The sequence below is a fragment of the Zunongwangia sp. L-65 genome, assembly GCF_056859415.1.
Genome location: NZ_JBSXOK010000041.1, coordinates 48,102 through 70,525, shown reverse-complemented (window position 1 = coordinate 70,525; position 22,424 = coordinate 48,102). Strand labels below are relative to the sequence as shown.

The 22,424-nt window shown below is 35.2% G+C and carries 18 protein-coding genes and 1 pseudogene; 3 read left to right on the top strand and 16 right to left on the bottom strand.

The window, feature by feature from the left end; genetic code table 11:
- Nucleotides 1–157 precede the first annotated feature (157 nt).
- From AC13DP_RS04700 to AC13DP_RS04630, 15 genes are all read right to left on the bottom strand, one after another.
- A complete protein-coding gene (locus AC13DP_RS04700; RefSeq protein WP_347406451.1) occupies nucleotides 158–433 on the bottom strand; it encodes a hypothetical protein in 276 nt (91 codons plus the stop codon).
- Between the two features lie 92 nt (nucleotides 434–525).
- Nucleotides 526–1,476: a toll/interleukin-1 receptor domain-containing protein gene (locus AC13DP_RS04695; protein WP_347406452.1), complete on the bottom strand. Its 951-nt coding sequence runs from the start codon at nucleotides 1,474–1,476 to the stop codon at nucleotides 526–528.
- A 38-nt stretch (nucleotides 1,477–1,514) separates the two neighbouring features.
- Nucleotides 1,515–2,210 (bottom strand): M48 family metallopeptidase, encoded by a 696-nt coding sequence (locus AC13DP_RS04690; protein ID WP_347406453.1) that lies wholly within the window; start codon nucleotides 2,208–2,210, stop codon nucleotides 1,515–1,517.
- Nucleotides 2,210–5,434 carry a type I restriction endonuclease subunit R gene (locus AC13DP_RS04685; RefSeq protein WP_483067382.1) on the bottom strand — a complete coding sequence of 1,075 codons (3,225 nt, stop codon included), beginning with the start codon at nucleotides 5,432–5,434 and terminating at the stop codon, nucleotides 2,210–2,212. The genes AC13DP_RS04690 and AC13DP_RS04685 overlap by 1 nt, the downstream gene beginning before the upstream one ends.
- 12 nt (nucleotides 5,435–5,446) lie before the next feature.
- Nucleotides 5,447–8,467 (bottom strand): RNA-directed DNA polymerase, encoded by a 3,021-nt coding sequence (locus AC13DP_RS04680; RefSeq protein WP_347406455.1) that lies wholly within the window; start codon nucleotides 8,465–8,467, stop codon nucleotides 5,447–5,449.
- Between the two features lie 14 nt (nucleotides 8,468–8,481).
- The gene (locus tag AC13DP_RS04675) at nucleotides 8,482–9,699 is read right to left on the bottom strand and encodes a restriction endonuclease subunit S (RefSeq protein WP_347406456.1); all 1,218 of its coding nucleotides are present in this window, start codon (nucleotides 9,697–9,699) and stop codon (nucleotides 8,482–8,484) included.
- Nucleotides 9,696–10,106: a hypothetical protein gene (locus AC13DP_RS04670; protein ID WP_347406457.1), complete on the bottom strand. Its 411-nt coding sequence runs from the start codon at nucleotides 10,104–10,106 to the stop codon at nucleotides 9,696–9,698. Before AC13DP_RS04670 ends, AC13DP_RS04675 begins: the two co-directional genes overlap by 4 nt.
- A gap of 10 nt (nucleotides 10,107–10,116) precedes the next feature.
- Complete coding sequence (locus tag AC13DP_RS04665) at nucleotides 10,117–11,832, bottom strand: Fic family protein (RefSeq protein WP_347406458.1); 1,716 nt, start codon at nucleotides 11,830–11,832, stop codon at nucleotides 10,117–10,119.
- Nucleotides 11,829–13,355, bottom strand: coding sequence for a type I restriction-modification system subunit M (locus AC13DP_RS04660; RefSeq protein WP_347406459.1), 1,527 nt, complete (start codon nucleotides 13,353–13,355; stop codon nucleotides 11,829–11,831). The genes AC13DP_RS04665 and AC13DP_RS04660 overlap by 4 nt, the downstream gene beginning before the upstream one ends.
- Entirely contained in the window at nucleotides 13,345–13,911 is a 567-nt protein-coding gene (locus AC13DP_RS04655; RefSeq protein ID WP_347406460.1) for a restriction endonuclease subunit S, read from the bottom strand. The genes AC13DP_RS04660 and AC13DP_RS04655 overlap by 11 nt, the downstream gene beginning before the upstream one ends.
- 180 nt (nucleotides 13,912–14,091) lie before the next feature.
- Nucleotides 14,092–15,156, bottom strand: a complete 1,065-nt coding sequence (locus AC13DP_RS04650; RefSeq protein WP_347406461.1) for a DNA polymerase beta superfamily protein — start codon at nucleotides 15,154–15,156, stop codon at nucleotides 14,092–14,094.
- Nucleotides 15,146–15,922, bottom strand: coding sequence for a nucleotidyltransferase domain-containing protein (locus AC13DP_RS04645; RefSeq protein WP_347406462.1), 777 nt, complete (start codon nucleotides 15,920–15,922; stop codon nucleotides 15,146–15,148). Before AC13DP_RS04645 ends, AC13DP_RS04650 begins: the two co-directional genes overlap by 11 nt.
- 358 nt (nucleotides 15,923–16,280) lie before the next feature.
- Nucleotides 16,281–17,012 (bottom strand): LytR/AlgR family response regulator transcription factor, encoded by a 732-nt coding sequence (locus tag AC13DP_RS04640; RefSeq protein WP_347406463.1) that lies wholly within the window; start codon nucleotides 17,010–17,012, stop codon nucleotides 16,281–16,283.
- Nucleotides 17,009–18,073, bottom strand: a complete 1,065-nt coding sequence (locus tag AC13DP_RS04635; protein WP_483067381.1) for a sensor histidine kinase — start codon at nucleotides 18,071–18,073, stop codon at nucleotides 17,009–17,011. The genes AC13DP_RS04640 and AC13DP_RS04635 overlap by 4 nt, the downstream gene beginning before the upstream one ends.
- 11 nt (nucleotides 18,074–18,084) lie before the next feature.
- Complete coding sequence (locus AC13DP_RS04630; protein ID WP_272958494.1) at nucleotides 18,085–18,579, bottom strand: hypothetical protein; 495 nt, start codon at nucleotides 18,577–18,579, stop codon at nucleotides 18,085–18,087.
- 686 nt (nucleotides 18,580–19,265) lie between these two features.
- Here AC13DP_RS04630 and AC13DP_RS04625 point away from each other — a divergent pair.
- Nucleotides 19,266–19,727: a mobile mystery protein A gene (locus AC13DP_RS04625; protein ID WP_347406465.1), complete on the top strand. Its 462-nt coding sequence runs from the start codon at nucleotides 19,266–19,268 to the stop codon at nucleotides 19,725–19,727.
- Nucleotides 19,718–20,314: a mobile mystery protein B gene (locus tag AC13DP_RS04620; protein ID WP_228251999.1), complete on the top strand. Its 597-nt coding sequence runs from the start codon at nucleotides 19,718–19,720 to the stop codon at nucleotides 20,312–20,314. The genes AC13DP_RS04625 and AC13DP_RS04620 overlap by 10 nt, the downstream gene beginning before the upstream one ends.
- A 13-nt stretch (nucleotides 20,315–20,327) precedes the next feature.
- On the opposite strand, the pseudogene AC13DP_RS04615 reads toward AC13DP_RS04620, so the two are convergent.
- Nucleotides 20,328–20,636, bottom strand: a pseudogene (locus AC13DP_RS04615) (transposase); the annotation flags it as partial.
- A 533-nt stretch (nucleotides 20,637–21,169) separates the two neighbouring features.
- Here AC13DP_RS04615 and AC13DP_RS04610 point away from each other — a divergent pair.
- Nucleotides 21,170–22,366 carry a site-specific integrase gene (locus AC13DP_RS04610; protein WP_483067380.1) on the top strand — a complete coding sequence of 399 codons (1,197 nt, stop codon included), beginning with the start codon at nucleotides 21,170–21,172 and terminating at the stop codon, nucleotides 22,364–22,366.
- Nucleotides 22,367–22,424: the final 58 nt, after the last annotated feature.

The following is a 22,424-nucleotide window of genomic DNA, read 5'->3' as shown; positions in this document are numbered from 1 at the left end:
AAAAAGACATTTGGCTTCTTACAAATAGAATCGATTTTTTAGTGGTTCACTTTACTCCGGCTAAAGTGGTTCACTTTGATCCGGCCAGGGTGGCTCACTTTAACCCGGCCAGGGTGGTATACTATGACCGTTTTTTGCACTTAAGCCAGTCTCATCATTAGAATATTTTTCCAATAATCTCTTCTGGAATAACTTCCCCTCTCCAATTAATAGTAATACCCTCTCCTTCTTCTTCTGCCTTAAAATATATCGAGTCGGAATCCTGAAATAACTCGCCTGTACATTTATAGATCTTTCTAAAATCTCTTGACTCATGATCTATAAAGATGATTATTCTATCTTCTTTTTGGGCATTCTCTACTTTAACGCGATAAGCCGAATTTTTAGCTCTGGTACTTGGTCTAATCGTTCTATTTCTTATAATTTCCTTCATCCCTTCCCATATTTAACAGCATCCTCGGCAACCTCTCTATACTCATCGGGATGCAGGTCACGCTCTGGTTTGTTATAAATATCTTTAACTAATTAAAATTCTATGCCAACACTATGCAACCAGTCTTCCCATATTAGATCAACAATTTTGTCAACTTCTAATTCTTCATCTTTATTTCTTTGATTAAATCCTCCTTCTTTCCAATAAAGGTGAAAATCGTCATAATCTAATTCAAATACTCTAGGTGCATTCCCTTGTCTGGAACCTGAAATTTCAAACTTTAAATAATTTGATGCTGGTGTAAGCATCATCACATTTCTTGTCTGTTCATTTCTATCGGAAGTAGATATAGTAAGGACAGTTTCCACCCCAATCTTATTTTTATTGACCAGAATAGCTCTAAAGGTATTTTCGCCTTCCTCTAAAATTTTAGCCTTGATCCCCTCAACTTCTACTACTTCTTTTAAATACTCTTTAATCTTTGAATATACTTCATTAAAAGTTTCTTTTACACATTCCATCTTTTCGATGGAATCAAAATCTTTTTGAGCTCTATATTTATTTTGAGAATGCGTTATACCTTGAGGTTTTATAAAATCTGATTGCTGATATGACTTACTTAATAATTTTCTAACCTCAGTGATGACATTCAAAAATGCTGTATTAGGATTACTCCAATCAGCTACCGGTTTACCATCTTTTGGTAATGCCTTCAGTTCACCAAAAGGTGTGTTATGCCAATCGCAAGGTTCTACGATTATAGGAACAATTTTTAATTTTCCAGCTTTGCTTAATTCTTGTGCTTTTTTAAATTCATTTTCATAACAATAATTCGAATTGATATAATCTGGACTCAATAATGCAAAAAACACGCTTGATTGATCTAATGCCATCGCTATTTCATCATGAAGTGATTTTCCGGCTTCAATTTCATGATCTGTCCAAGCATCAAGCAAGCCTTCTCTTTTAATCTGAGCTAAATGTTTTAAGAGCATATTTAAATACTCCTGATCTTGATGGCTATATGATATAAATGCTCTCATAACAAATATTTATAAGTTATTAATACTATTTAAAATCCTCAAGCTAAAAGCTGTTCCAGTTTATCCTTCCACTTTTTCCATTCTGGAAATTCTCGTTGTTGTAAATCAAAAAAAGCTTTGGTGTGATCTTGATGTACTAAGTGACACAATTCGTGAACAATCACATATTCTATACATGCTTTAGGTGCTTTAATCAATTCAGGGTTGAGCAAAATTCTACCTTTTGGAGAACACGAGCCCCAACGGTAATTCATTTTTCGTATTTCTATTTTTGAGGGTTTCACTTTATATTTCTCAAAACGTTTTATCAAAGGTTCGGCCAGCTTGCCAAACCATATTTTTGCCTTCTCCAAATACCATTTTTCCATTAAGGCTTTAGCTTTTTTAGTGTCTTGGGTCCTCACCTCAAAATAGCGTCCGGTATGTTTTACCCTTTCTTGGTCGCTCTCCATAATTTGTAATTGATACTGTCGCCCTAAATATAAATGAGATTCCCCAGCTATATATCTACGCTCTGTATTTCGAGGTTCAAATGCCAAAAAATGATCTTGTTGTTTAAGAATCCAAGCGGCACGCTTACGTACCTTTTCTTCTATTTTATCCAGGCTGCTGCCTTCGGGTGCATTTACTTCTGTGGAACGATCAGGATGCACAGCTATTCCTAAAGTTTTTCGATTACTATACTTCAACGTATAGGTAATCTCTTCTGAACCATATTTAAAAGAACGCTGCATTATTTATACCTTATTTTTGCTACTTCTACCATACGTTCTGCTATTTTATCAATATCCTGAAAGCTAATTTTAAGCTGATAAGTATCTCGTATATGGTCTATGATATAATCCCCTATTAAAAATATCATTTTTTTGGGTACATCTATGCTCTTTGACCAATCCACTCGCTTTAAGTCCAAAATAATTTCGTCAGATTTTAAAGCAAGCTCTTCTGCTATTTTTTGTACTTGATTAGTGTCGTTGGTATACGCCTGAAATTCTTCAGCAGCAATACCAAAAAAAGCTTTTGCCACTTCTTTCTCTTCTAATGATTTGGGTATACTACTATCGGTTCGGCTTAAAACAGCTTCCATAAGATCTTTCATACGTTGCAGGTATTCGGTTTCATTAATACGGTGCTGTAAATAATCATCAAGGGTTTCTCTTATCAATTGCGAAAAGCGCTTATAAAAGGCAGGATCTTCATCCATTTTTTCGTTGATGTGCTTCGAGGTTCTTGATAGTATTTTATCTGCCTTAGCCGCTTTACCGGTGGTTTTTTCGACTTCTTCTTCAAAAGCCTCTTTATCAAAAATATTTACGAGTTCTGTAAGCTGTACCACATCTGATGTTGGGATATGCGTATCTATTAATTTCTGAATTTGACCTTCATACTTTTTATAATCTATTCTATCTGAATAGCGGGCAGCCACCGCTGTCCGCAGTTTCATAAAAAACGCTAAATCTTCTTTGTATCTTGATATTTGTTTCTCTTCAGTTTCCTTATGAAAATCAATGGAAGATAACGCCAGTTTTAATATACGAGCATATTTAGATAAATGATCGTAAAACCGATCTCTTAAGGCTTCATCCCTTAAATGCTGTTGGTAGGCTTCAGCATCTTTTTTGTTGACCACTCCTGAAAACAATTGCCATAACTCACTATGAGCCTGAGGTAATTTTTCAATTTCTTCTGTAATGTTAGTTAGCGTACCTGCTAACTGCTCTTCATCAAAATCTTCAAAGGTAGAATAGGTTTTGAGTGCAGTGTCCAATTCTTCGAGTACGCCATAATAATCAATAATATACCCATAATCCTTATCGGGACTTACCCGGTTTACCCGTGCTATAGCCTGTAGCAAGGTATGCCCTATCAATTTACGGGTTAAATACAGCACAATATTATTAGGCGCATCAAAACCGGTAAGTAATTTATCGACTACGATTATAATTTCGGGTTCCTCGTCGTGTTTAAAACGGTTTACAATGTTTTTCTGGTATTTTTTAGCGATGCCGTGTTCATCCATCATTTGATGCCAAAAGGTTTTTACCAGATCACTGGTTTTACCATAAGCCGTTTCTTCTCCTTCGCGTTCATCAGGTGGAGAAATCACTAATGCGGAAGTCACTTTGCCAATGTCATCCAGATAGTTTTTATACTTCACCGCTGCTGCTTTAGACTGACAGACCAATTGCCCTTTGAACTTGGTGTGCTGAAAATTACTCACATAGTGGTTAGTTATATCCCAGGCAATGGCATAAATCTTTTGATCTGCACTATTGAGCTGATCGGCCCTGGAGAACTTCTTTTTTAAATCGGCTTTTTCGAGATCATTTAGGGGTTCAGATACCATATTAAAAAAGGTATCCAGCGGTGCTGCATTTACTTCCTGAATGGCGTGCCGCCCTTCATACAATAAAGGAACCACAGCTTTATCTTTTACCGCCTGATCTACTGTATAGGTATCGATGAGCGTACCAAATTTAGAAAGTGTACTCTTGTCTTTTTTAAATAAGGGTGTTCCTGTAAAGGCGATAAAACACGCGTTAGGCAGGGTCTTTTGCATCTCAATGTTAAATGTACCGTGCTGGGTACGATGCCCTTCATCTACCAATACAAAGATATTTTCGCTGGTAAGTGGATTTTTAATCTTGCGTACCGCGGTTTCAAACTTATTGATAATTGTGGTGACCACCGCATCACTTTCGGTATGTAGCAATTCTACCAGCTTGGCTCCTGTTTTGGCATTATCTACCTCCATACCGCACTTTCTAAAAGTACCGGTTATCTGACTATCCAGATCGGTAAGGTCCGTCACCAAAATAATCTTAGGATTCACAATTGATGATTCCATCGCGATAGCCTGCGCCAGCATTACCATTGTTAATGACTTGCCGCTCCCCTGCGTATGCCAAACCACTCCTCCGGTACGTTTGCCCTCCTTAAGTTTTGTGATTTGCTTCATCGCTTTTTTAATGGCGAAGTATTGTTGGTAGCGAGCTATTTTTTTAGCTCCGTTATCAAACAGGATAAAATTGAAGATGAAATCCAGTAAACGTTCTTTTCTACATAGACTGTACAGGTATTCATCCTGAACCGTGGTTTTTATATCTTCTTGCTCTAACGCATCAAAATAGGCCCGTACATAATGAAAACGCTCATTAAACATACGTTCCTTCACTTCCGTAGGCAAAGGGGTATTTTTGAGTTTTGCCAGTGTGGAGTAATAGTTTTTCTTCTTTTGTATGTCTATGGCACCATTGATTTTCACAAAGTTCTCCTGCCACTGTGCCCAAAACTTCTCTGGAGTTCCCGAGGTGGCATAGCTGCCTTCATTTACGGTAAGGGCAATAACGAGTTGTGCTATCGCATAAAGCGGACGAATACCATCTTCTTTTTGATTACGTAGATTTTGGGAGATGGCCTGAGCTAAAGGTTCTTTCATATCCGGTCTTTTACACTCTATTATACAAAGCGGGATGCCATTTACAAACAACACGATGTCTGGACGGTATTGGTCTTTTAAGCCGCTACGCAGTACGCTAAACTCCTCGGTGACGTGAAAGGTATTATTTTTAGGATACTTCCAGTCTATGTATTGAAGGTCAAAACTTTTGCGGTCACCTTCGATACTTTGATCCAGCGAAACCCCCAAGGTAAGCAGCTCATACAGTTTTTCACTAGTGGTCATAAAACCATCTACTAAAGGTACATCTTTTAGGGCGATGATGGCATTTTCTATATTGTTCTCTGTAAAGGCTACTGCTTTTGAAGAAGATACCCGAGCTTTATTAATGTTATGCAATTGGCTTCTTAAAATATCTTCCAAGAGAATACCTGAAGTTTTACCACCTCGAGCGGCTAAAGCTTCTTCCTGATTGAGGTAGGTATAGCCCATATTGATTAACAGCTGTAGCGCCGGGATTTGCGAAATATGATCTTCTTGAAACGAGGGTGCTTGCATAGTTTTTAATATTTATCTATTCTCCGGGTTAGTGTGATCAAAATCGGGTGGTGTATTTTTAAAAATAGCTGTGTTTTGCCCAGGAACTCGAGTCTTTTGAAAATCTCTTAATTCTTTTATATTTAGCTTCCCTAAAAGAACAACACTATTTTCACCTCCTTTTAGTCGTAATATATCTTTTGATTCTGTTTTTCTAGGTGCAGTAATTCTTGAATCGCCAAAATCTGAGCTATTTGCCTGAACAAAATAGCAATGTACATCTCGTGAAACTGTTTCTACGATGTTTGAAAAATGGTTCACATCCTGGTTATATTCTGAAGCAAATAATAAGTCTACTTTTGACTTAAACAGTGCTCGGTGATTGATGTCTGCCAATTCATAACAGTTGTAGTTACTGAAATATATACCTCCCCATTTAAATAAATTATACATTGCTATATCTGGAATTGGTACAAGTTTCCCTCTATTAGTTATATTATTTATTTCTCCCGGTGAATAATGGTTCTTTAACCTCAAATTAATGACTACGTCTTTTATACCATTATGTTCCAATGGTAACAAAGTGGCTATAAGATTATAGCAATAATCATTAATTCTTAAGTGTTCTAATCCTACTATGATTGCTCTTTGCTTTCTTTTAGCTTGATCAGCAAGAAGTGGTAACCATCTGTAAGGAGTACTAACTTCAGGGAGTATAAGTATGTCTGATTTTAAGCGTTCAGCATCATTTAAAATATTAATAAACTCTTTTCTTCGTGCTGCATTAGTATTGGGTATATCAAAAAGCGACTTAGATATATTACTTTTCTGAACTTTAGTATTTGCAACGGCAATTTTTAAATCACTATAGATTTTTTTAGATTGTGGTATGCTAACTTTATTGTATCCTAATTTAAGGCTAGATGAGCTTGTATTTTTTTCTAACTGGAAATAATAATCTTTTAGATTTTCACAGTGCTTTTCGTTTTCTTTTTTTGTTTGATTTTTGTAATAGGTGTTTCTATACTCATAGTTTACTTTAAAAAAGTATTGAAAGCTTTCATTCAAAATGCTCTCTTCATCCATACCTTGAAAGGTCGAATTAGCACAATAAGTTAATTGCACTAGCCTTTTTAAATATTCAATAGAATTAAATTCGTGCAAGTAGATGAACCTCGGCGAGTAAAGTAACTTTCTATCATCAAAATTCAATTTATCACCCTCATTTTTCAACTCAATCTTTCGCAGATAATCATATTTAATCAGATTGGTTTTTTTATCTGAGGTAAGATTCAAATAATTCAATAACGGTACTACAACAAAATTATGTCTTAATAAATTAGACGTTATATAAGCATTTTTTACGGCAAAGACCTTTTTATAGAAACTCGGGTTTAGCCAGCTGTAATGATAATTTCTAGTTCTGTCTTCCCACCAGTTTTCTTTAACAAAAGAAGGGTTTAAAGCTGTTGCCATAGCGCAGCAATTCATCAAATACCTGCCTAAATATTTTTTAACCTCTTCAATATTTTTTAATGTTAAACCTGAACCTTTATCAGATCTTATCAAGTCGATTGATCTACAGGTTTCTTTAAAGAAGGTCCAAAATGCTTGCTTATCGTAGGTAATCACGAAATAAGTTAGGACTTTTTCCCATAAATTTGAAAATTCGAGATTAACTGTTCCTTTAAAGAAGGTCAAAATTTGGTCTGTGGTCTTATCGTCTTCCTCTACATCTGAAAGTAAACTAACTTTTATTCGCTTGGCAAGAAATACGGAAGCTCCGTATTTGCTTTGTTTAATATCTGCTACGCTACGTAACTTATTTACGGTATCTGTATAAGTGAGTTCATACACACTTTCGTCAAAATCATCGTTAATATCATTCTCATTAGGTAAAAACCAAAAAGCACTTGAATTCTGCTCAATACGCTTTTTAAACATATCTAAGACTGCTTGAGATTCTTTACTTTCAAAAGAATAGATAGTAATCTTCTCTTTTTGAATTTGAATATTGCTGTCCTCACTATATTGATAAGTAAGTTCCCTCTCTTTTACACTTTTATCAGGGTCATCTGGTATAGATTTAAAAATGTCTCTCTCAACAAAAAATCTATTTAAGAAAGCCTCTAAGGGAGAATTAAACTTATTATCAAACTTTTTAGAAATTTTGGTATTGCTTAAAACGATCACAATATCATCAACATATCTACCATAATAGGCAGGTGCAAGTTGTTCTTTAATTTTAGCATCAAAATCTTTGAGATACCAGTTAGCTAATAGTGCAGAAGATAAAATACCTATAGGTAAAATTCCTTTTGAATCTTTAGGACAAACTTTTTGATAAATCTCGTTGATACGAAAAACATAATCAGTTAAGAAAGTTTTATTAGTATCAAGAGCATCAGCTATACGTTTAGATAGTGCATTTTGTTTTTCTGGTGGAAAGCTAACATTGTAGTAATATTCCTTAATATCTAAAGATAAAATGACTACATCTGTTCCACCAGCAACTATATTCTGAGCTATATCAACACCCGTATCCCGCCATTTTTGATATTGTTCAAAATAAGGTTTAAATAATCTTAAGCCATCTACGACATTCCCGTTTTCCGGATTAAGTTCTAATGAATAGGCATAATTATCTTTGGCATAATCCTTATGCAATACATAACCTTCGTGAATAATCCATAGGAGTGAAATAAGATGTAATTCTATCGGACCTTCAAAGAAGTAGTTTACCTTCTTCAGGTTATAATGCGGTTGTGTAAAATTGTTGGAGACTATATTATCACCAAAATTATAATTTTCGCGAGCAAAACTTTTTGGAGCAACGGTATAAGATATTTGCTTTAACCAGTCCTCAAAGTATTTCTTATGTTTAACTGGAGCTTTTAAAAATTCCTCTAATCGCTCAAGGCGCTGTTCAAACTCTTTTTCTTTTGATTCAAATTCAGCTATCTGTTGCCTAAGAAGTAAAGAGAAATTATCATAGTACACATTACTCTTTAGTTTTCTATATGCTAGATCTATGTCTTTTCTTCTAAACTTCATAATTATTCTTTAATTTACTTCAATCTCTTTTTCCCGGTTAACAATTGTTGCATCAAGCCTTTCTTTTGCGCCTGAAGTTGCTTACGCTGCGTTTTTAATAATTCAATTTCTTGGTCTGCGGTGTTTAGTACCTCAGCGATTGCGGTTTGTTCTTTTAGTTGCGGTATTTTAACAGGTAAACTGATGTTTAATAAACCGTGAGCTCGACCTCCTTCTTGCGCAATGCGCATTAAACCGGGTGTCATTCTACCTGCTTCAAAGTACTGAAGCATAAAATCTGAATTCACACTATCCTTTAAACCAAAACAGATATATAACGTAGTAACAACAGCTTTTTCAAAGTCATCAAGCCTTTTGAATGCTCCCATAGGATAACCATTAGAGTAGCTTTTATTGTAGCAAAACTCACCTTTATGCACTAATGTATAGTTGAGTAAAGTACTACTAGCTACACGTTTATTAAAGAAATCTTCCTGTAACACAAATCCTCGCTGAGCAGAAATAGTCACTACAGTATCGTTAACCTCTGTGTTTTTTCTCTTTACACGTTCTGTAATATCAGAAAAGAGTTTCTCCTCCCACTCCCCATTAAAACCGGGTAAGCGTTTTTTACCGCTTAACAATTGCTGCATCAGAGCTTTTTTAAGCTGTTGTTTGGCAGCGATAAGTTGGTCTAATTTTACAAGAGCATCATCCCAGGTACTGAGGCAGTTGGCAATGGCTTTTTGTTCATTAATAATAGGAACTTTTAAAAGGCGGTTTTCCATATCTCCTTTTGTTATATGAAACATTGTACCTCCTTGTTTATTAGAGCTTATTCTATAAACATCATATTCAAGAGCATAAAACAAAAAGAATTTAGAAAAATTTTGTTTTACGATTATCTTCCATATATGATAGTGATATACAGTCTTCTCTCCTTTCCAAAAGTGTGGACCAAATGAAGCACTCCAAGCGTACATAAGATCATTTTCAAAAACATATTTATTTTCAGATAACTCGTCATTAGTATAATACCAATTTTCATTAGTAAATAGATTTCCAACTCTTAGAATTTTATACTTTCCATTATCTAATAATTCACTTTTCTTGTAAGATTTACCATTGATAAATTCACATACATCCAAATATTTAAACACATCCCAATCCTTTGGAATCCACCCTATTTTGGTTTTTTTATAGCCTTGCTTTGTTTCTATCTTATCGCTATCCTTCAAAATAGTGTTCCTCATTTTTGTCCTATTTTTTTTAGCAATAATTGTTCAAAAGTCCCAAAAGCTGATTCACTAACTACTTTATCTTTAATTTCATTACTTTCAGCCAATTCTTCAATAGAAAATAAAATATTATTAGTCGACTTTTCATGGATATGTACCGAAGCCATAAATTCTCGCTCATCATAACTTAGCTTAAACCAATACCGGACGTATTCAACAAACATCGTATTCGGAACTTGCTCATCATAGTCTGAAAATGATTTATATACGGGTCCGCCAATACCTGTACCTCTTAAATTATTATCTTCAAAATAATAGCCAGCAAATTTTGCATCGACATTGTGAGTAGCTGGCTTCCTAATTACTCCGTTTTTAATAGCTTGATCTTGCTCGATCAACCAGTTCTGAAATTGCTTGCTCATTTCTAATTCTTTAAATTCTCGAGTTTTTCATAAACTGCATCACCCATTGGGTTATTAGAGGACGTACTTCTTGTCTAAACGCTTCTTCATTTACCTCATCGCCATAAAAGAGTTTTTTCTCTAAACTTTCATTAAAGTTATAGGTAAGAAAATACTCCTCTTGCTGAAATTGTAAATGCACATTCATACTGTTGCCAATCTCTTTTGGTAAGGCTTTTTTAAGGCGGTGCAAATCAAAATAAACTTCCAGCCTATTCATCTGCTTTAAATCAATATCCTCTAAAATCAGTTCTAAATCTTGAGGGAGATTTTCGTAATTCTGATAATCACTATCTTTTTGTATCTGAATTTTTCCAGTGGTAAAATGTGGCAGTAATCTTTTCCAGGCGGTATACATCTCATCAACAACAGGTATGAACGCCTTTTCTAAAATCTCACGAACTTTAGCTTTACTGCGACGTTCTACTTTGTGCTTTTCTTCAGTAATTTTTAGGCGTTGCTCAAACATTGATAATACCTTATCAAGATCATTATCTCCTGTAATATCAATACCATTTATAGCATTTAATATAATTTCTTGTGATTCTAAAACTCTTTCTCCCATAAAACGATAAAACAAATCTTTATCACCTCCGTAGGATTGAACATCTGAGATAAATCTATAGTAATTTTCTTTGGTTTTATCTGATATTATGATTGGTGGATAACCACAGGAAATTAAGATAAGATTGGTTAGTAATCTTGCAGTTCTACCATTGCCATCATAAAACGGATGTAGATAAAGGTATTCAAGGTGAAAATCTACAGCTATTTTAAGAGGGTGTATTGCCTCTTTTTTATTTGAGAAAAAAGCATCAAGTCTAGCATTAACTTTATTTAAAATACTATGTATTTTCTCTGGGACTAAACTATAGTCTTCAAATGCCTGTTTCTCACCTTTATAATTAATAACTTCATTATTTTCCTCTTTCCAAACACCTATTAACCTAGCTTTATCTGGATTACTTTCACTCATTATCAACTTGTGAAAATCTTTTATCCTTCTTTCTGATATGCGATAATCGCCCTTTGCTATATATAAAATTTCTTGGACGGCTTTGTCGTGCCCCTCCATTTCTTTAACATCATCTATTGGTCTCGGGCCAACACTAACCCCTGCCATAACTTGTCTTGTTTCTGGCTGAGTAAGCGTACCTCCTTCCATCTTATTACTATAGTAATTCCAATCTAATCTGAACTTAAAATTTATTTTATTTAAAACATCAGGAGAAAGCTTTCCAAAAGAGTCAATTTTAATTTTCTTTTGATCTATCAGTAAAAATATATCATCTTTAAATTTTTTGTAGACCATCATTTTCAAATGCCAGTTAGTTCCTAATTCACCGATCTCTTCAGCTTTTACACCTATTGCAAGTTCGCCTATAGAAAAACCATAGTAAAAAGGATCTCTTTCGTCAATGGTCAGAGACATCTGGTGAGTTTTGTTTCTTTTCTTCAATCTAAAGAAATATCGAATATGCGTGATTTTACCCGTTTTTGGATTATCATCCACGTATTCTTTAATGGTTGAATACATAGGTTGGGGAGACATACTATATGAATAATCGTTATCCTCAATATAATACCCTTCAAATTCAACATCAACCCCGATACTCTTAATTGTATTTCCAACTACTTCTTTGATGCGACTATCAATCTCACTAATCCTTTTATTAAATTCTTTCATAGTTCCAGTTTCTTTAAATAGTCCTTCATTTTTTCTCGTACAGCAACCAATTCTGTTTCTAAGGTATCAATTTCCTTCTGTACTGCCGTCACATCAATTTCTGCTTCTTCCTCAAAAGTATCTACATAGCGCGGTATATTGAGGTTGTATTCGTTTTCCTGTATTTCTTCTAGAGTGGCTACATAACTATATTTTTCATCAACCACTCCTGTAGCAATCCCATTCTCTTTAAAACGAGTGTAGGTTTCTACAATTCGATTAATGTATTTTTCGGCTAACACATTTTGGTTTTTACCACTATCATACTCCTCACTGGCATCAATAAATAAGGTAGCTGTCCGTTGCGCTTTGGATTTATTGAAAATTAGAATAGCTGCCGGTATACCCGTCCCAAAAAACAGGTTTGCCGGTAAACCAATCACTGCATCCAGCAGGTTATCTTCAATCACTTGTTTACGAATACGCCCTTCTGCGCTTCCTCTAAATAATACACCGTGTGGAACGACCACCCCAACCATCCCGGTGGCTTCATAAGCACTTGCGATCATATGCGATATAAACGCCCAGTCTCCTTTACTTTTAGGAGGTACGCCCCGGTTAAAACGATGGTATTTATCATCTTCGGCCTCTTCTTGACCCCACTTATCTAATGAAAATGGCGGATTTGCCACTACGGTGTCAAACTTCATTAGGTTATCACCTTCCGTATGTTTTGGATTACGCAACGTATCTCCCCAGCGAATGGAAGCATTATCAAAACCGTGTAAAAACATATTCATCATCGCTAGTGCCCAGGTACTCCCATTGGCCTCTTGGCCATAAAGTGAAAAGTCCTTACCATCAACCTGCTGCCCGGCTTTGATTAAAAGTGAAGCAGAACCACAGGTGGGATCGTAAATACGGGCACCAGGTTTAGATTTGGTTAAGCGTGCCAATAAAGTAGAAACTTCCTTAGGCGTATAGAACTCTCCGGCTTTTTTACCGGCATCACTGGCAAAATTGGCGATCAAAAACTCATAGGTATCTCCTAAGACATCCTGACCATCTAAGGATGAAGGTTTTAAATCGAGTTTATTATAATCGGTCAACAGATTTTTAAGACGCGCGTTTTTATCTTTTTTATCTCCCAGGTTACTGCTGTTAAAACTGATATTTCTAAAAATACCCGCGCCATCACTACTGGTTAACTTTTCACGGTTGGCCTCCTCAAGATCAGCCAGAGCAATATCAATAAGTTCTCCTATATTAGATTCGTTACGTTTATCGTATAAAGATTTAAAATGACTATGTTCCGGAATGATAAAGCGTTCAGAAGACATCGCACGCTTTGCTCTTGCTTCATCACCATCATATTGCGCTAAGTACTGCTCATACTTTTCTGTATGTGTATCAGAAACATATTTTAAAAATAACATAACCAGAATATAATCTTTGTATTGACCTGGATCTATAACACCCCTAAAGGTGTCACAGGCTTGCCAAATGATACGATTGATATCTGCCGACTGTACTTTATTTTTCATTGTTTTGGATTTTAGTTTTAAGCAAGAACTCAAGTTGTGTAGTTTTTAAATCATCTAATTTTTGAATAAGCCGGGATTCTTCTTTTTTTAATCGGCTTAGGGAAACAATATCCTGCTGTATAGACAACGAAGGCATATCAATTTTTAAATCACCTAAGATAGTACGGTTGATAGCAGGTAATGCACTACCCCTGGCATAAGCTTTTAGTTGGCTTTGCGTACTTTCCAGGTTAATATACCAAACGAGATATTCTGGTAAAACCTCTGCCTGTATCTCACGTAATACCAGAAAAACAGAAGACGCTACTGCCGGTTGTAAGCTACCATTAATATAATGAGCTGTAAAACCGTGATGCCCTTTAGCCAACACCGCCACATCCCCAGCCCGTAGATAATGCTTTTCTAATTTTGAAGAAGCTAACAAACCAGGAGTCATAAATGAATCTACTGTATACGGATCTACAAAATCACTCGCTCCAAGAAAGTACACTGTACCTTGGGGATGACGCCGACTGTTAATGCCTGAAGTAATAGAACAAATCTGCTTAATTTTCATTTATTTTATTGTTATCCTTGTACAAACATAAAATAATTAAATAAATACAGCAAATTTATTTTATTGTTATCAATGTACAATAAAAATTTATGACTCCTTTTCAGACTATCTCCGATGATTTCAAAATTACAAATTTCATTACGAGTCATTTACGGAAACCCATAAACTGAAAAACTATTCTTAATGAAAACCTTCCCTATAAAACTCTTCCCGTAACTCATAAGCTAATTGATTGATATAATGAAGATCCGGTTTTTCGGGTAAGTCGGATTTTTTAAAGGCCTCTTCCAGTTGAGCTTGTAGTTCATTTGCTTGAGCCAAAAGGGTTTCATAAGCAAATTTTCCGCTTTTAATTTCCAGAAGAAAATCGCGGTTGGGACGTTGTACGTTGATTTGTTTTTCTCTGGCGATTTCCAGCGCCATTTCTAACAATCGGAAGGTATGCATCATATTTTTAGCATCGTAGTGCTTTCCGTGGTTTTGGGTGGTTTGGTAGCGGACCTCGTTTCGGTACTTTACCCAATCCCAGTATTCTTTATATTCCTTGCAATAACTGGAATAGCCGTCTTTATTAAAGTACAACAGCCCCTGCTGCTTTTCTTCTTTGGGAATAGCACTTAAACTAAGCTCGTTGGATTGCTCGTGCTGTATAATGCCTTTATAACCTAACTGCTCACTGTAAAATAAGCCGCACATATCTTTCATATGTGGAATATTGATGAGTCCGCAATGTTCCTGTTTCCAATTTTTTAAGGCTAAATAGTCGAGTAAGGGAATCGCTCCCTGTTCGTAATTTACATAACAGAAAGATAGGACGCTCTTGCGTTCTTTTTCCACCGGATTAACGATCTTTTTCTTTAGGCCTTTGGCTTTTTTTATCTGGGAAATGGCAAATTTCCCAAAGGTGTTTTTACAAAGTTTCGACAGGATACGTTTGGCATCAATCCGCTCTAATAGCGGATGTTTATAACGTACGGCAGATGGCGGCGTGTTCAGCAGTTCTAAAATATTGGGATTATTCACCGAAAGTAACTCCAGGTAACGCCCCAATTCGTAATACACGATATCATTGGTAGCATTGCTTACTTGCGGGATATACTCCAATCCATAGAAATCTTTTTTGGGCAAGATAAACACGCCTTTAATATCGGTATCAGATGCCGATGTATCTAACCCATAAGCCCTGCTTCCGCTAATACATTCTAAGATAATAAGCTTTTGTTGCTTTAAATCTTCAATCGTCATACCGGTGTACCATTGTTAGAAAGAACGCATCCAGCTCGTTAAAACTACCGTTGGAAGCCGGTAAGGATTTTCGCTGGGCTTCAGCACGTTCTACACAGGAATCCATCAATGCAAAGAGGGGCGCTTCTCCTTCGTGCAAATAGCTTTCACTTTGAGTGGCTTTTAAGGCGATTAGTTCTTCAATCCTGTTAACAAGCTGTTTTTCTAAAGATAAGCCTGCCAGCATTTTCTTAAATTCTATAGGCGGGATTTGTTCTTTTTCAACAATCCATTTACAGGCCATTGCCGAACGTAAGGCGTAAAAGAATTTTTTAAGTTTATAGCTTTCGGTACTTTCCAGCTCGTCCAGGAACTTTTTAGCCATACTCAGGTAATGATGAATCGTGAATATTCTGGAATACTGGCTACCGGCCAATTGCTGAACTTCTTTTACAAAGTCTTTATCGGCTTTATAGATAATTGGCGATTGAATCCGTTCCAACAAAGGCGGATTGGACTTTTGGAGAAGTCGTAACGACTTGCGTAAATCCCAGCCGGTGATATCAATCTCGTTATTCTCGAACATAAAATCCAGGCTATCCTTTTTCTCGGTCAGCGACAAATACCAGTCTTTGGGATGGATATAGATAATTCGGATATCAAAATCACTATCGGGCGAAGGAAATCCCCAGGCACGGGAACCGGTCTCACAGGCCAACAAGATTTTTATTTGATGTTCTTGCTCGATGCTTTCTAAATACTGACTAATTTTTTGATGCATTTCCATTATAAGTACCGGTAGTTTATTCTTACTTGTTAGCCTGATAACGAAAATAGGGAAAATCGGGGAATTTAAGGAGGGAGGATGGGACGCAGCTGCATAAAAATAAGCTCTTATCATTCAGCGCTTTATACTCATTTTGATTTTTACCGGAGTTATAAAATAATGCTGTTGAAGGTACCTGGAATACAAAACAAATATGGTTTAAGCTTATTAGCTAAGGATTTATCCGCTAATCGAGATTACATGCGCTGATGCCGATAGTTATCGGAATGTCTCGTTTTAAAAATTTCTTATTCAAATTAAATGCTTCGTGGGCCTATCCCGAAGATCCTTACTTCTTGCCCGGTAAAATTCATTTGCTTTAAAGGCTTAATTGCTCTTTAAATAAGTAGGACTGCCTTCTTGAAATTTCCACTTCGTCTCCGGAATTCATTTCGATTTTTAGTTTTCCGTTAAACCAGGAGACCACTTTTTTAACGTGATTGATATTGATTAGCTGCTGCCTGTTGGCTCTAAAAAAAATATCGTTTGGTAATTTTTCTTCGATTTTACCCAGCGATTTATAGATGAGTGGTTTATTGTTTTCAAAAAAAACAAGGGTATAGTTTCCCACAATTTCAAACATAAAGATATCCTGAATTTTTACCAGCCAGCATTTTTCTCCGTCCTTTATAAAGATTTGCTTATCCAGGCGTAAAGCATTCTCATTTTTAGGATCTAAGGTTTCGTTATGCCTCCCTTTTTCGAGCACTTTTTCTATAGACAGCGCAAAACGCTTAGGGTTAATGGGTTTTAGTAAATAATCAAAGGTATTATACTCAAACGATTTGATCGCATATTCATCAAATGCGGTGGTAAAAATAGTTACGGGCACTTCATCTAACATTTCTAATAACTCAAACCCATCTTTCTCTGGCATATTGATATCCAGAAAAAGCAGATCTGGATTGATTGCTGTGATTAAACTAAACCCCTCATCTACATTTGCGGCTTCACCAATAAGTTCTATTTCTTTATGGGAATTTAGAAGTTCTTTTAGCTCGTTTCTAGCTAAACGAGAATCTTCAACAATAACTGCTTTTAAGGTTTTCATACTATTGGGATGTTAATTGAGGCTATCACTTTATGTTCTATCTCCTGTAAATTAAAGGTCGCTTTTTCACCATAGAGCAATGCCAGGCGCTGTTTTATATTTTCTAAACCCAGTTGAGTGCTCTTATGGCCGGTTCTTATTGCTCCCGTATTGGTCACTTTTATTTGTAATTGGCTATCTTTTATTAAAGTGGAAAGCACTATTAGCCCCCCTTCTTTTAAACTGGAGATTCCATGCTTAATGGCATTTTCGATAAGCATCTGTATAATCATAGGAGGGATTAATTTCGTTAAGGATGCTTTGTCTATATCTTCTTTAAAGATAAGACGATCCTCCAGCTGAATTTTGGAGATGGCAATAAAATTTCTAACCATATCTAATTCGTCTTCTAATGCTATAGCATCTACATTGCTTTTGGTTAAAGAATAGCGTAAGGTTTCTGATAGGCTGGTAAGCATATTTCTGGCTCTTGGAACATCTTCTAACATTAAACCACGAATATTATTTAGGCTGTTAAACATAAAATGCGGATTAATTTGTCCCTTAAGGGTATTTAATTGAGATTCTTTAAGATTAGATTCCAGTTTCAATCTAATCTCCCTGCTATTGTTAAGTTCCATTAGTCCTTTTATCGCCACATAGAATACCGTCCAAATCGTGAAATAGATAAAATAGTTCAGGATAAAAATCATATTGTTTTTTAAACCCTGAGAGGGATGTTCTAACACATCTGTCCTGTTATAAACATAGGTATATATAAGTTCTATATATACTTCGTAAACCAGGTAGAAAAGAACCGTCGTTGTTAACAGGAAGCCCAGGCTAATAAATAAGTGCTTTAACCGAATCGCATCAAATTGAATACATTTGTTTAAAAGCCTTTTTAACTGATGGGTGAAAAAAATGGATAACAGAATCACTACAGAAAAATCCAGAACAACCTGCCAGGCTTTTAATTGTAACTCGTTACTACCGGCCCAATAACTAAAGGCCATAACTCCCGACAGGAAGGACCAGAAAACAATCTGAATGATCCAGTAGGCTATTGTTTTTGAGTTCAAGTAAATTAATTTCAAATAATTGATGTTTCGGTGGTTGCTAAATGATTTACCTGGGATTCTATTTCCTTTACTTCATTTTTGATTTTTTGAAACAGAAAATTACCCAATACGATAAAGAGATACGTAAATACCATAAAACCAAGTAATAAAAACAGATCTATATCTTTACCATATAGATAAGAAGGTGTTACAGTAAGTATCCAAATAAAGACAATGCCTGCTTCATATTTTTGCCGCTTTGCAAGGTATAATTTATACCTTTTTAGCTGAAGTTGAATGTTTTTTTCATCAATAGTATAGTTTTTTAACCATAAATTATTGACGGTGTAGGCTATAAGCACTACAATACCTAAGGCCAGCGGAATGATATAGGTTACCTGTGCCCGCATTTGATATATTAATATTCCCGATAATACCATTAACATGATCGCGGAAATCTTTACGGATTCTGATGCCTTTAATAAATAGTTGAATTTTTCTACCGGTGTTTTTAGTGATTTTTTCATGTTGATTTTCTTTTAGTTGAATAGTGCTTGAATAATGAAATTCACGAATGCAATGATTAATACGAACATAACTGTTTGGTTTTTGATTTTGTTTAAAGGTAATCTGGCAATACTGAATAATAAGCCGAAATATGATAAATGGTCAATTCTTTATGCTCTACGGAAATAACGGCACAACGTAAATCATCCCCGGGTAATGCGCCATTTATTAGAAAATCACTTTTTGTTTTGAAGCTTCCCGATTATCGAATAAAAGGGGGGTACCTGAACATATCATGATAAGGCCTTTTTTATCAACCTATTGAAGGTGTTTCGCGAAAAATCCTAACATGGTTTTGTATAGGGCTATTTTATTTTCTTCGTGATGAAAACCGTGACCTTCATTGTATTTAACCGTATAAGGCAGCTTAATACCATTGTGGCTAAAGTATATAAAAAATAGCGGTTTAATCGCTTAAACGAAACAAAATGAACAAATTAAAGGTCTATTATAATCCGAAAAAGTAGTGCGTAAAATCCCCTACTTTTCATATACAAGACCATTGGCTTTAATTTTTTATTAAGTGTTCGTAAACTAACAAGTTTACTTTTTTTAATTTTTGTAAACAGACATGTTAACTTATTTGTATATTTGTAAATAAATACATTTACAAAATATTTTTTTGTAAAGTTAAAAGATTACAAATATGAGAAACAAACACTCACTTTTAATAGAACAGTTAGACCAAAAACTGCAACCATTTGATCAAACTAAAAAAGCCCTGGTACCAGAACGTGGATGGATTAATACAATTCGGACCACGTTAAATATGACTATGGCCCAACTTGGGACCAAATTAAATATTACAAGACAAGGCGTCAAAAATCTTGAAAAAAGTGAGGCTAATGGCTCTATAACGTTAAATTCTCTTAGGGATGTATCTAATGCAATGGACCTAAAATTGGTTTATGCAATGGTTCCAAAGGATGGTACCATAAATGATTTAGTAAATGTAAAAGCAGAGAAATTGGCCCGAAGAATTGTGATGAGGACCAATCAAAATATGAAATTAGAGGACCAAGGAATTGAAGAAAAAAAATTAGCCAAAACCATACAAGAACTTGCTAATGAGATTAAGCGCGAGATGAGAAAATCACTATGGGACTAGAATTTGATTACAAAGATGGACAAACACCTTTAGATGATGATGAAAAGGAAGGTCTAAAAATAAAGTCAATTACTACTCAAGGCGAATTGGACGAATTTGAGCAACTTAATATTGAAAAAGCAGTTGAATGGACTATTCATACAAAATTAAGACCTGAAAAAATTTTAACTGAAAAGTTTATAAAAGACTTACACAAAAGGATGTATAGTGATGTATGGAAATGGGCCGGGGAATTTCGAAAAACTGAAAAAAACATTGGAATTCCTTGGACAAAAATTGGGATTGAACTAAAGATTTTACTGGACGATTCGAAATATTGGATTGATAATAAAACCTTTCCTCCAGAAGAAATAGCAATCAGATTCAAACATCGAATAGTATCAATTCATTGCTTTCCAAACGGCAATGGAAGACATTCAAGAATGATGGCTGATATAATTATGGAATCGATATTTGGTGAAGAAATATTTTCGTGGCATCAATCAAATATGGTAAAAGCTAATGAAACTCGAAAAAAATATATAAGCTCTTTAAAAGAAGCCGATAATGGAAATTATAATAACTTAATTGAGTTTGCAAAAAACTAAAGCCAATAAAGAACTAAGCTAATTTCCAAGCATTTAATCCTAATTTTGACTCATAATTTTCATCGTATGGTAAACCTGATGTAGCCACAGCAAATGCCTGTTTTAGTAGTTTATTACATACAGCAATAAACGCAAGCTTCTTACTTTCACTCTTGGCTATTATTCGTTCATAGATATCCATACAGGCTTTATTGTGTTTGCAGGCAGTAAAGCTGCACATGAAAAGCAGATTTATAAGTTTTGGATTTCCCATTTTACTGATCCTACTCTTACCTCGTACACTAGATCCAGATTGACGGATAATTGGGGTAATGCTGACTAAATTGTACAGCTCACAATCGATTGGATGACTCCGCTAACAAATGACGGGGTGCCCCCTCACACTACAGTACGTACAGGTTTCAAATACGACAGTTCATCATCCATCTTTTCAATCGCTTTTAAAAAATAAGTGAAACTATTCCATACTTTAAGCAATAGGCTACACACTTTTTAGGAAATCGGTCACTCATTGATTACCACTCCACTCGATTTTACTTTAAAAATAAATATATCTATTTATAGGTTGATAATACTTAGTAAATGTTGTACCCGAGTAGAAACAAAAAAGCCTCACATCTCTGTAAGGCTTGATTTTACTGGTGGTCCCACCTGGGCTCGAACCAGGGACCCCTTGATTATGAGAATTTTTTTGGGGTAATCAAACGGTTCAAACAAACGCATATGTTATTGATTATGAGTATTTTAATAAATTTTGATATCAAATGAAATCAGGTGATTTCATCGAATTATGTGCAAATTATGTGCAAATTTTTTTAGTATATTTACCTGATGCAGACCAGTTTAACCCTCAGTTTGGACAAAAGAAGGAGTCGGAAAGACGGCAAATTTCCGGTTATAATTCGCCTTGGTCACTACCAAAAAACCACGTCAATAGCGACTGGACAAGCAATTCCGGAGGAATGCTGGGACGATAGAAAGAAAAAAATCAAGGGGTCCTTTAAAGGAACCGAAGCACTCTTTCATTTAAACAACCTTTTGCTTAAAGAATTAGTCCAATATCAAGATAAAATAAATCAGCTACGTGAGAGTGGAGAACTAGAATTCCTATCCATTAAACAATTAAAGAATCGTCTTGTAGGTAAAAATAAGTACGATTCTTTCTATGAATTTGGTGAAGCCAAAGTGGTTGAGTTAAAAGCTACTAATCGATTTGGAACTGCAAAAAATTATCAGCATTTAATTAACGTCCTAAGAAAATTCACTAAAGGGAGAGATGTGAAATTTAATGAAGTTAACTATGAGTTTCTAGTCGATTTTGAACGGTATCACCTATCAAAACCCGGAAATAGCATAAATGGAGTAGCTTCTTATATGCGCACCCTGAAAGCCATATTTAACAGGGGAATTAAAGCAGGAATTATAAAGCGGGAGGCATATCCTTTTTACAATTATCAGATCAAAACAGTGCCTACTGCAAAAAGAGCGATAAAGCAGGAATCTGTTAAGAAAATATTGGAGATGAAGATTGATCCTTCGGACTTTATGGTTCACTACCGCAACTACTTCATTCTTTCTTATATGTTATTTGGAATGTCTTTTATTGATATGGCATTTCTAAAAGTAGAAAACATTAGGAATGGACGTATTCGATTTCAGCGAAAGAAAACATCAAAACTTTATGATATTAAGATAACCGAACCCTTAAAGGAAATTCTTAATTTTTATACCAAAGATAAAAGTTCGGATGAGTTCATTTTACCCATTATCAAAAGGGAAAAAGTAGAATTACAATACAAAGATGTTAAGGACGCTCTCCACCGTTACAATGATGGTTTAAAACGTTTAGCAAAACGTTGTGGCATTGACGAAAAACTAACCTCTTATGTTTCAAGACATAGCTTCGCTACTCACGCTATGTTGAAGAATATTCCACTCATAGCAATATCTGAAATGTTAGGACACAGTAAATTGAATACTACCCAAATTTATCTGAAGTCTTTACCATCGAATCTAATGGATGTGTACCAGGAAGAATTGAATAGGTTTTGAAAACATTTTTTTGAGTCAACTCTAAATCCAATAAAATTTGGAGTATTTTCTCTATCAT

Excerpts from the sequence above, each read along its gene's own strand:
- AC13DP_RS04665 (WP_347406458.1), bottom strand. The coding sequence starts at position 11,832 with ATGAAAGAATTTAATAAAAGGATTAGTGAGATTGATAGTCGCATCAAA.
- AC13DP_RS04620 (WP_228251999.1), top strand. The coding sequence starts at position 19,718 with ATGGGACTAGAATTTGATTACAAAGATGGACAAACACCTTTAGATGAT.
- AC13DP_RS04625 (WP_347406465.1), top strand. The coding sequence starts at position 19,266 with ATGAGAAACAAACACTCACTTTTAATAGAACAGTTAGACCAAAAACTG.
- AC13DP_RS04680 (WP_347406455.1), bottom strand. The coding sequence starts at position 8,467 with ATGAAGTTTAGAAGAAAAGACATAGATCTAGCATATAGAAAACTAAAG.
- AC13DP_RS04700 (WP_347406451.1), bottom strand. The coding sequence starts at position 433 with ATGAAGGAAATTATAAGAAATAGAACGATTAGACCAAGTACCAGAGCT.
- AC13DP_RS04655 (WP_347406460.1), bottom strand. The coding sequence starts at position 13,911 with ATGAAAATTAAGCAGATTTGTTCTATTACTTCAGGCATTAACAGTCGG.
- AC13DP_RS04675 (WP_347406456.1), bottom strand. The coding sequence starts at position 9,699 with ATGAGGAACACTATTTTGAAGGATAGCGATAAGATAGAAACAAAGCAA.
- AC13DP_RS04670 (WP_347406457.1), bottom strand. The coding sequence starts at position 10,106 with ATGAGCAAGCAATTTCAGAACTGGTTGATCGAGCAAGATCAAGCTATT.
- AC13DP_RS04690 (WP_347406453.1), bottom strand. The coding sequence starts at position 2,210 with ATGCAGCGTTCTTTTAAATATGGTTCAGAAGAGATTACCTATACGTTG.
- AC13DP_RS04660 (WP_347406459.1), bottom strand. The coding sequence starts at position 13,355 with ATGAAAAATAAAGTACAGTCGGCAGATATCAATCGTATCATTTGGCAA.
- AC13DP_RS04640 (WP_347406463.1), bottom strand. The coding sequence starts at position 17,012 with ATGAAAACCTTAAAAGCAGTTATTGTTGAAGATTCTCGTTTAGCTAGA.
- AC13DP_RS04630 (WP_272958494.1), bottom strand. The coding sequence starts at position 18,579 with ATGAAAAAATCACTAAAAACACCGGTAGAAAAATTCAACTATTTATTA.
- AC13DP_RS04645 (WP_347406462.1), bottom strand. The coding sequence starts at position 15,922 with ATGGAAATGCATCAAAAAATTAGTCAGTATTTAGAAAGCATCGAGCAA.
- AC13DP_RS04695 (WP_347406452.1), bottom strand. The coding sequence starts at position 1,476 with ATGAGAGCATTTATATCATATAGCCATCAAGATCAGGAGTATTTAAAT.
- AC13DP_RS04650 (WP_347406461.1), bottom strand. The coding sequence starts at position 15,156 with ATGACGATTGAAGATTTAAAGCAACAAAAGCTTATTATCTTAGAATGT.
- AC13DP_RS04685 (WP_483067382.1), bottom strand. The coding sequence starts at position 5,434 with ATGCAAGCACCCTCGTTTCAAGAAGATCATATTTCGCAAATCCCGGCG.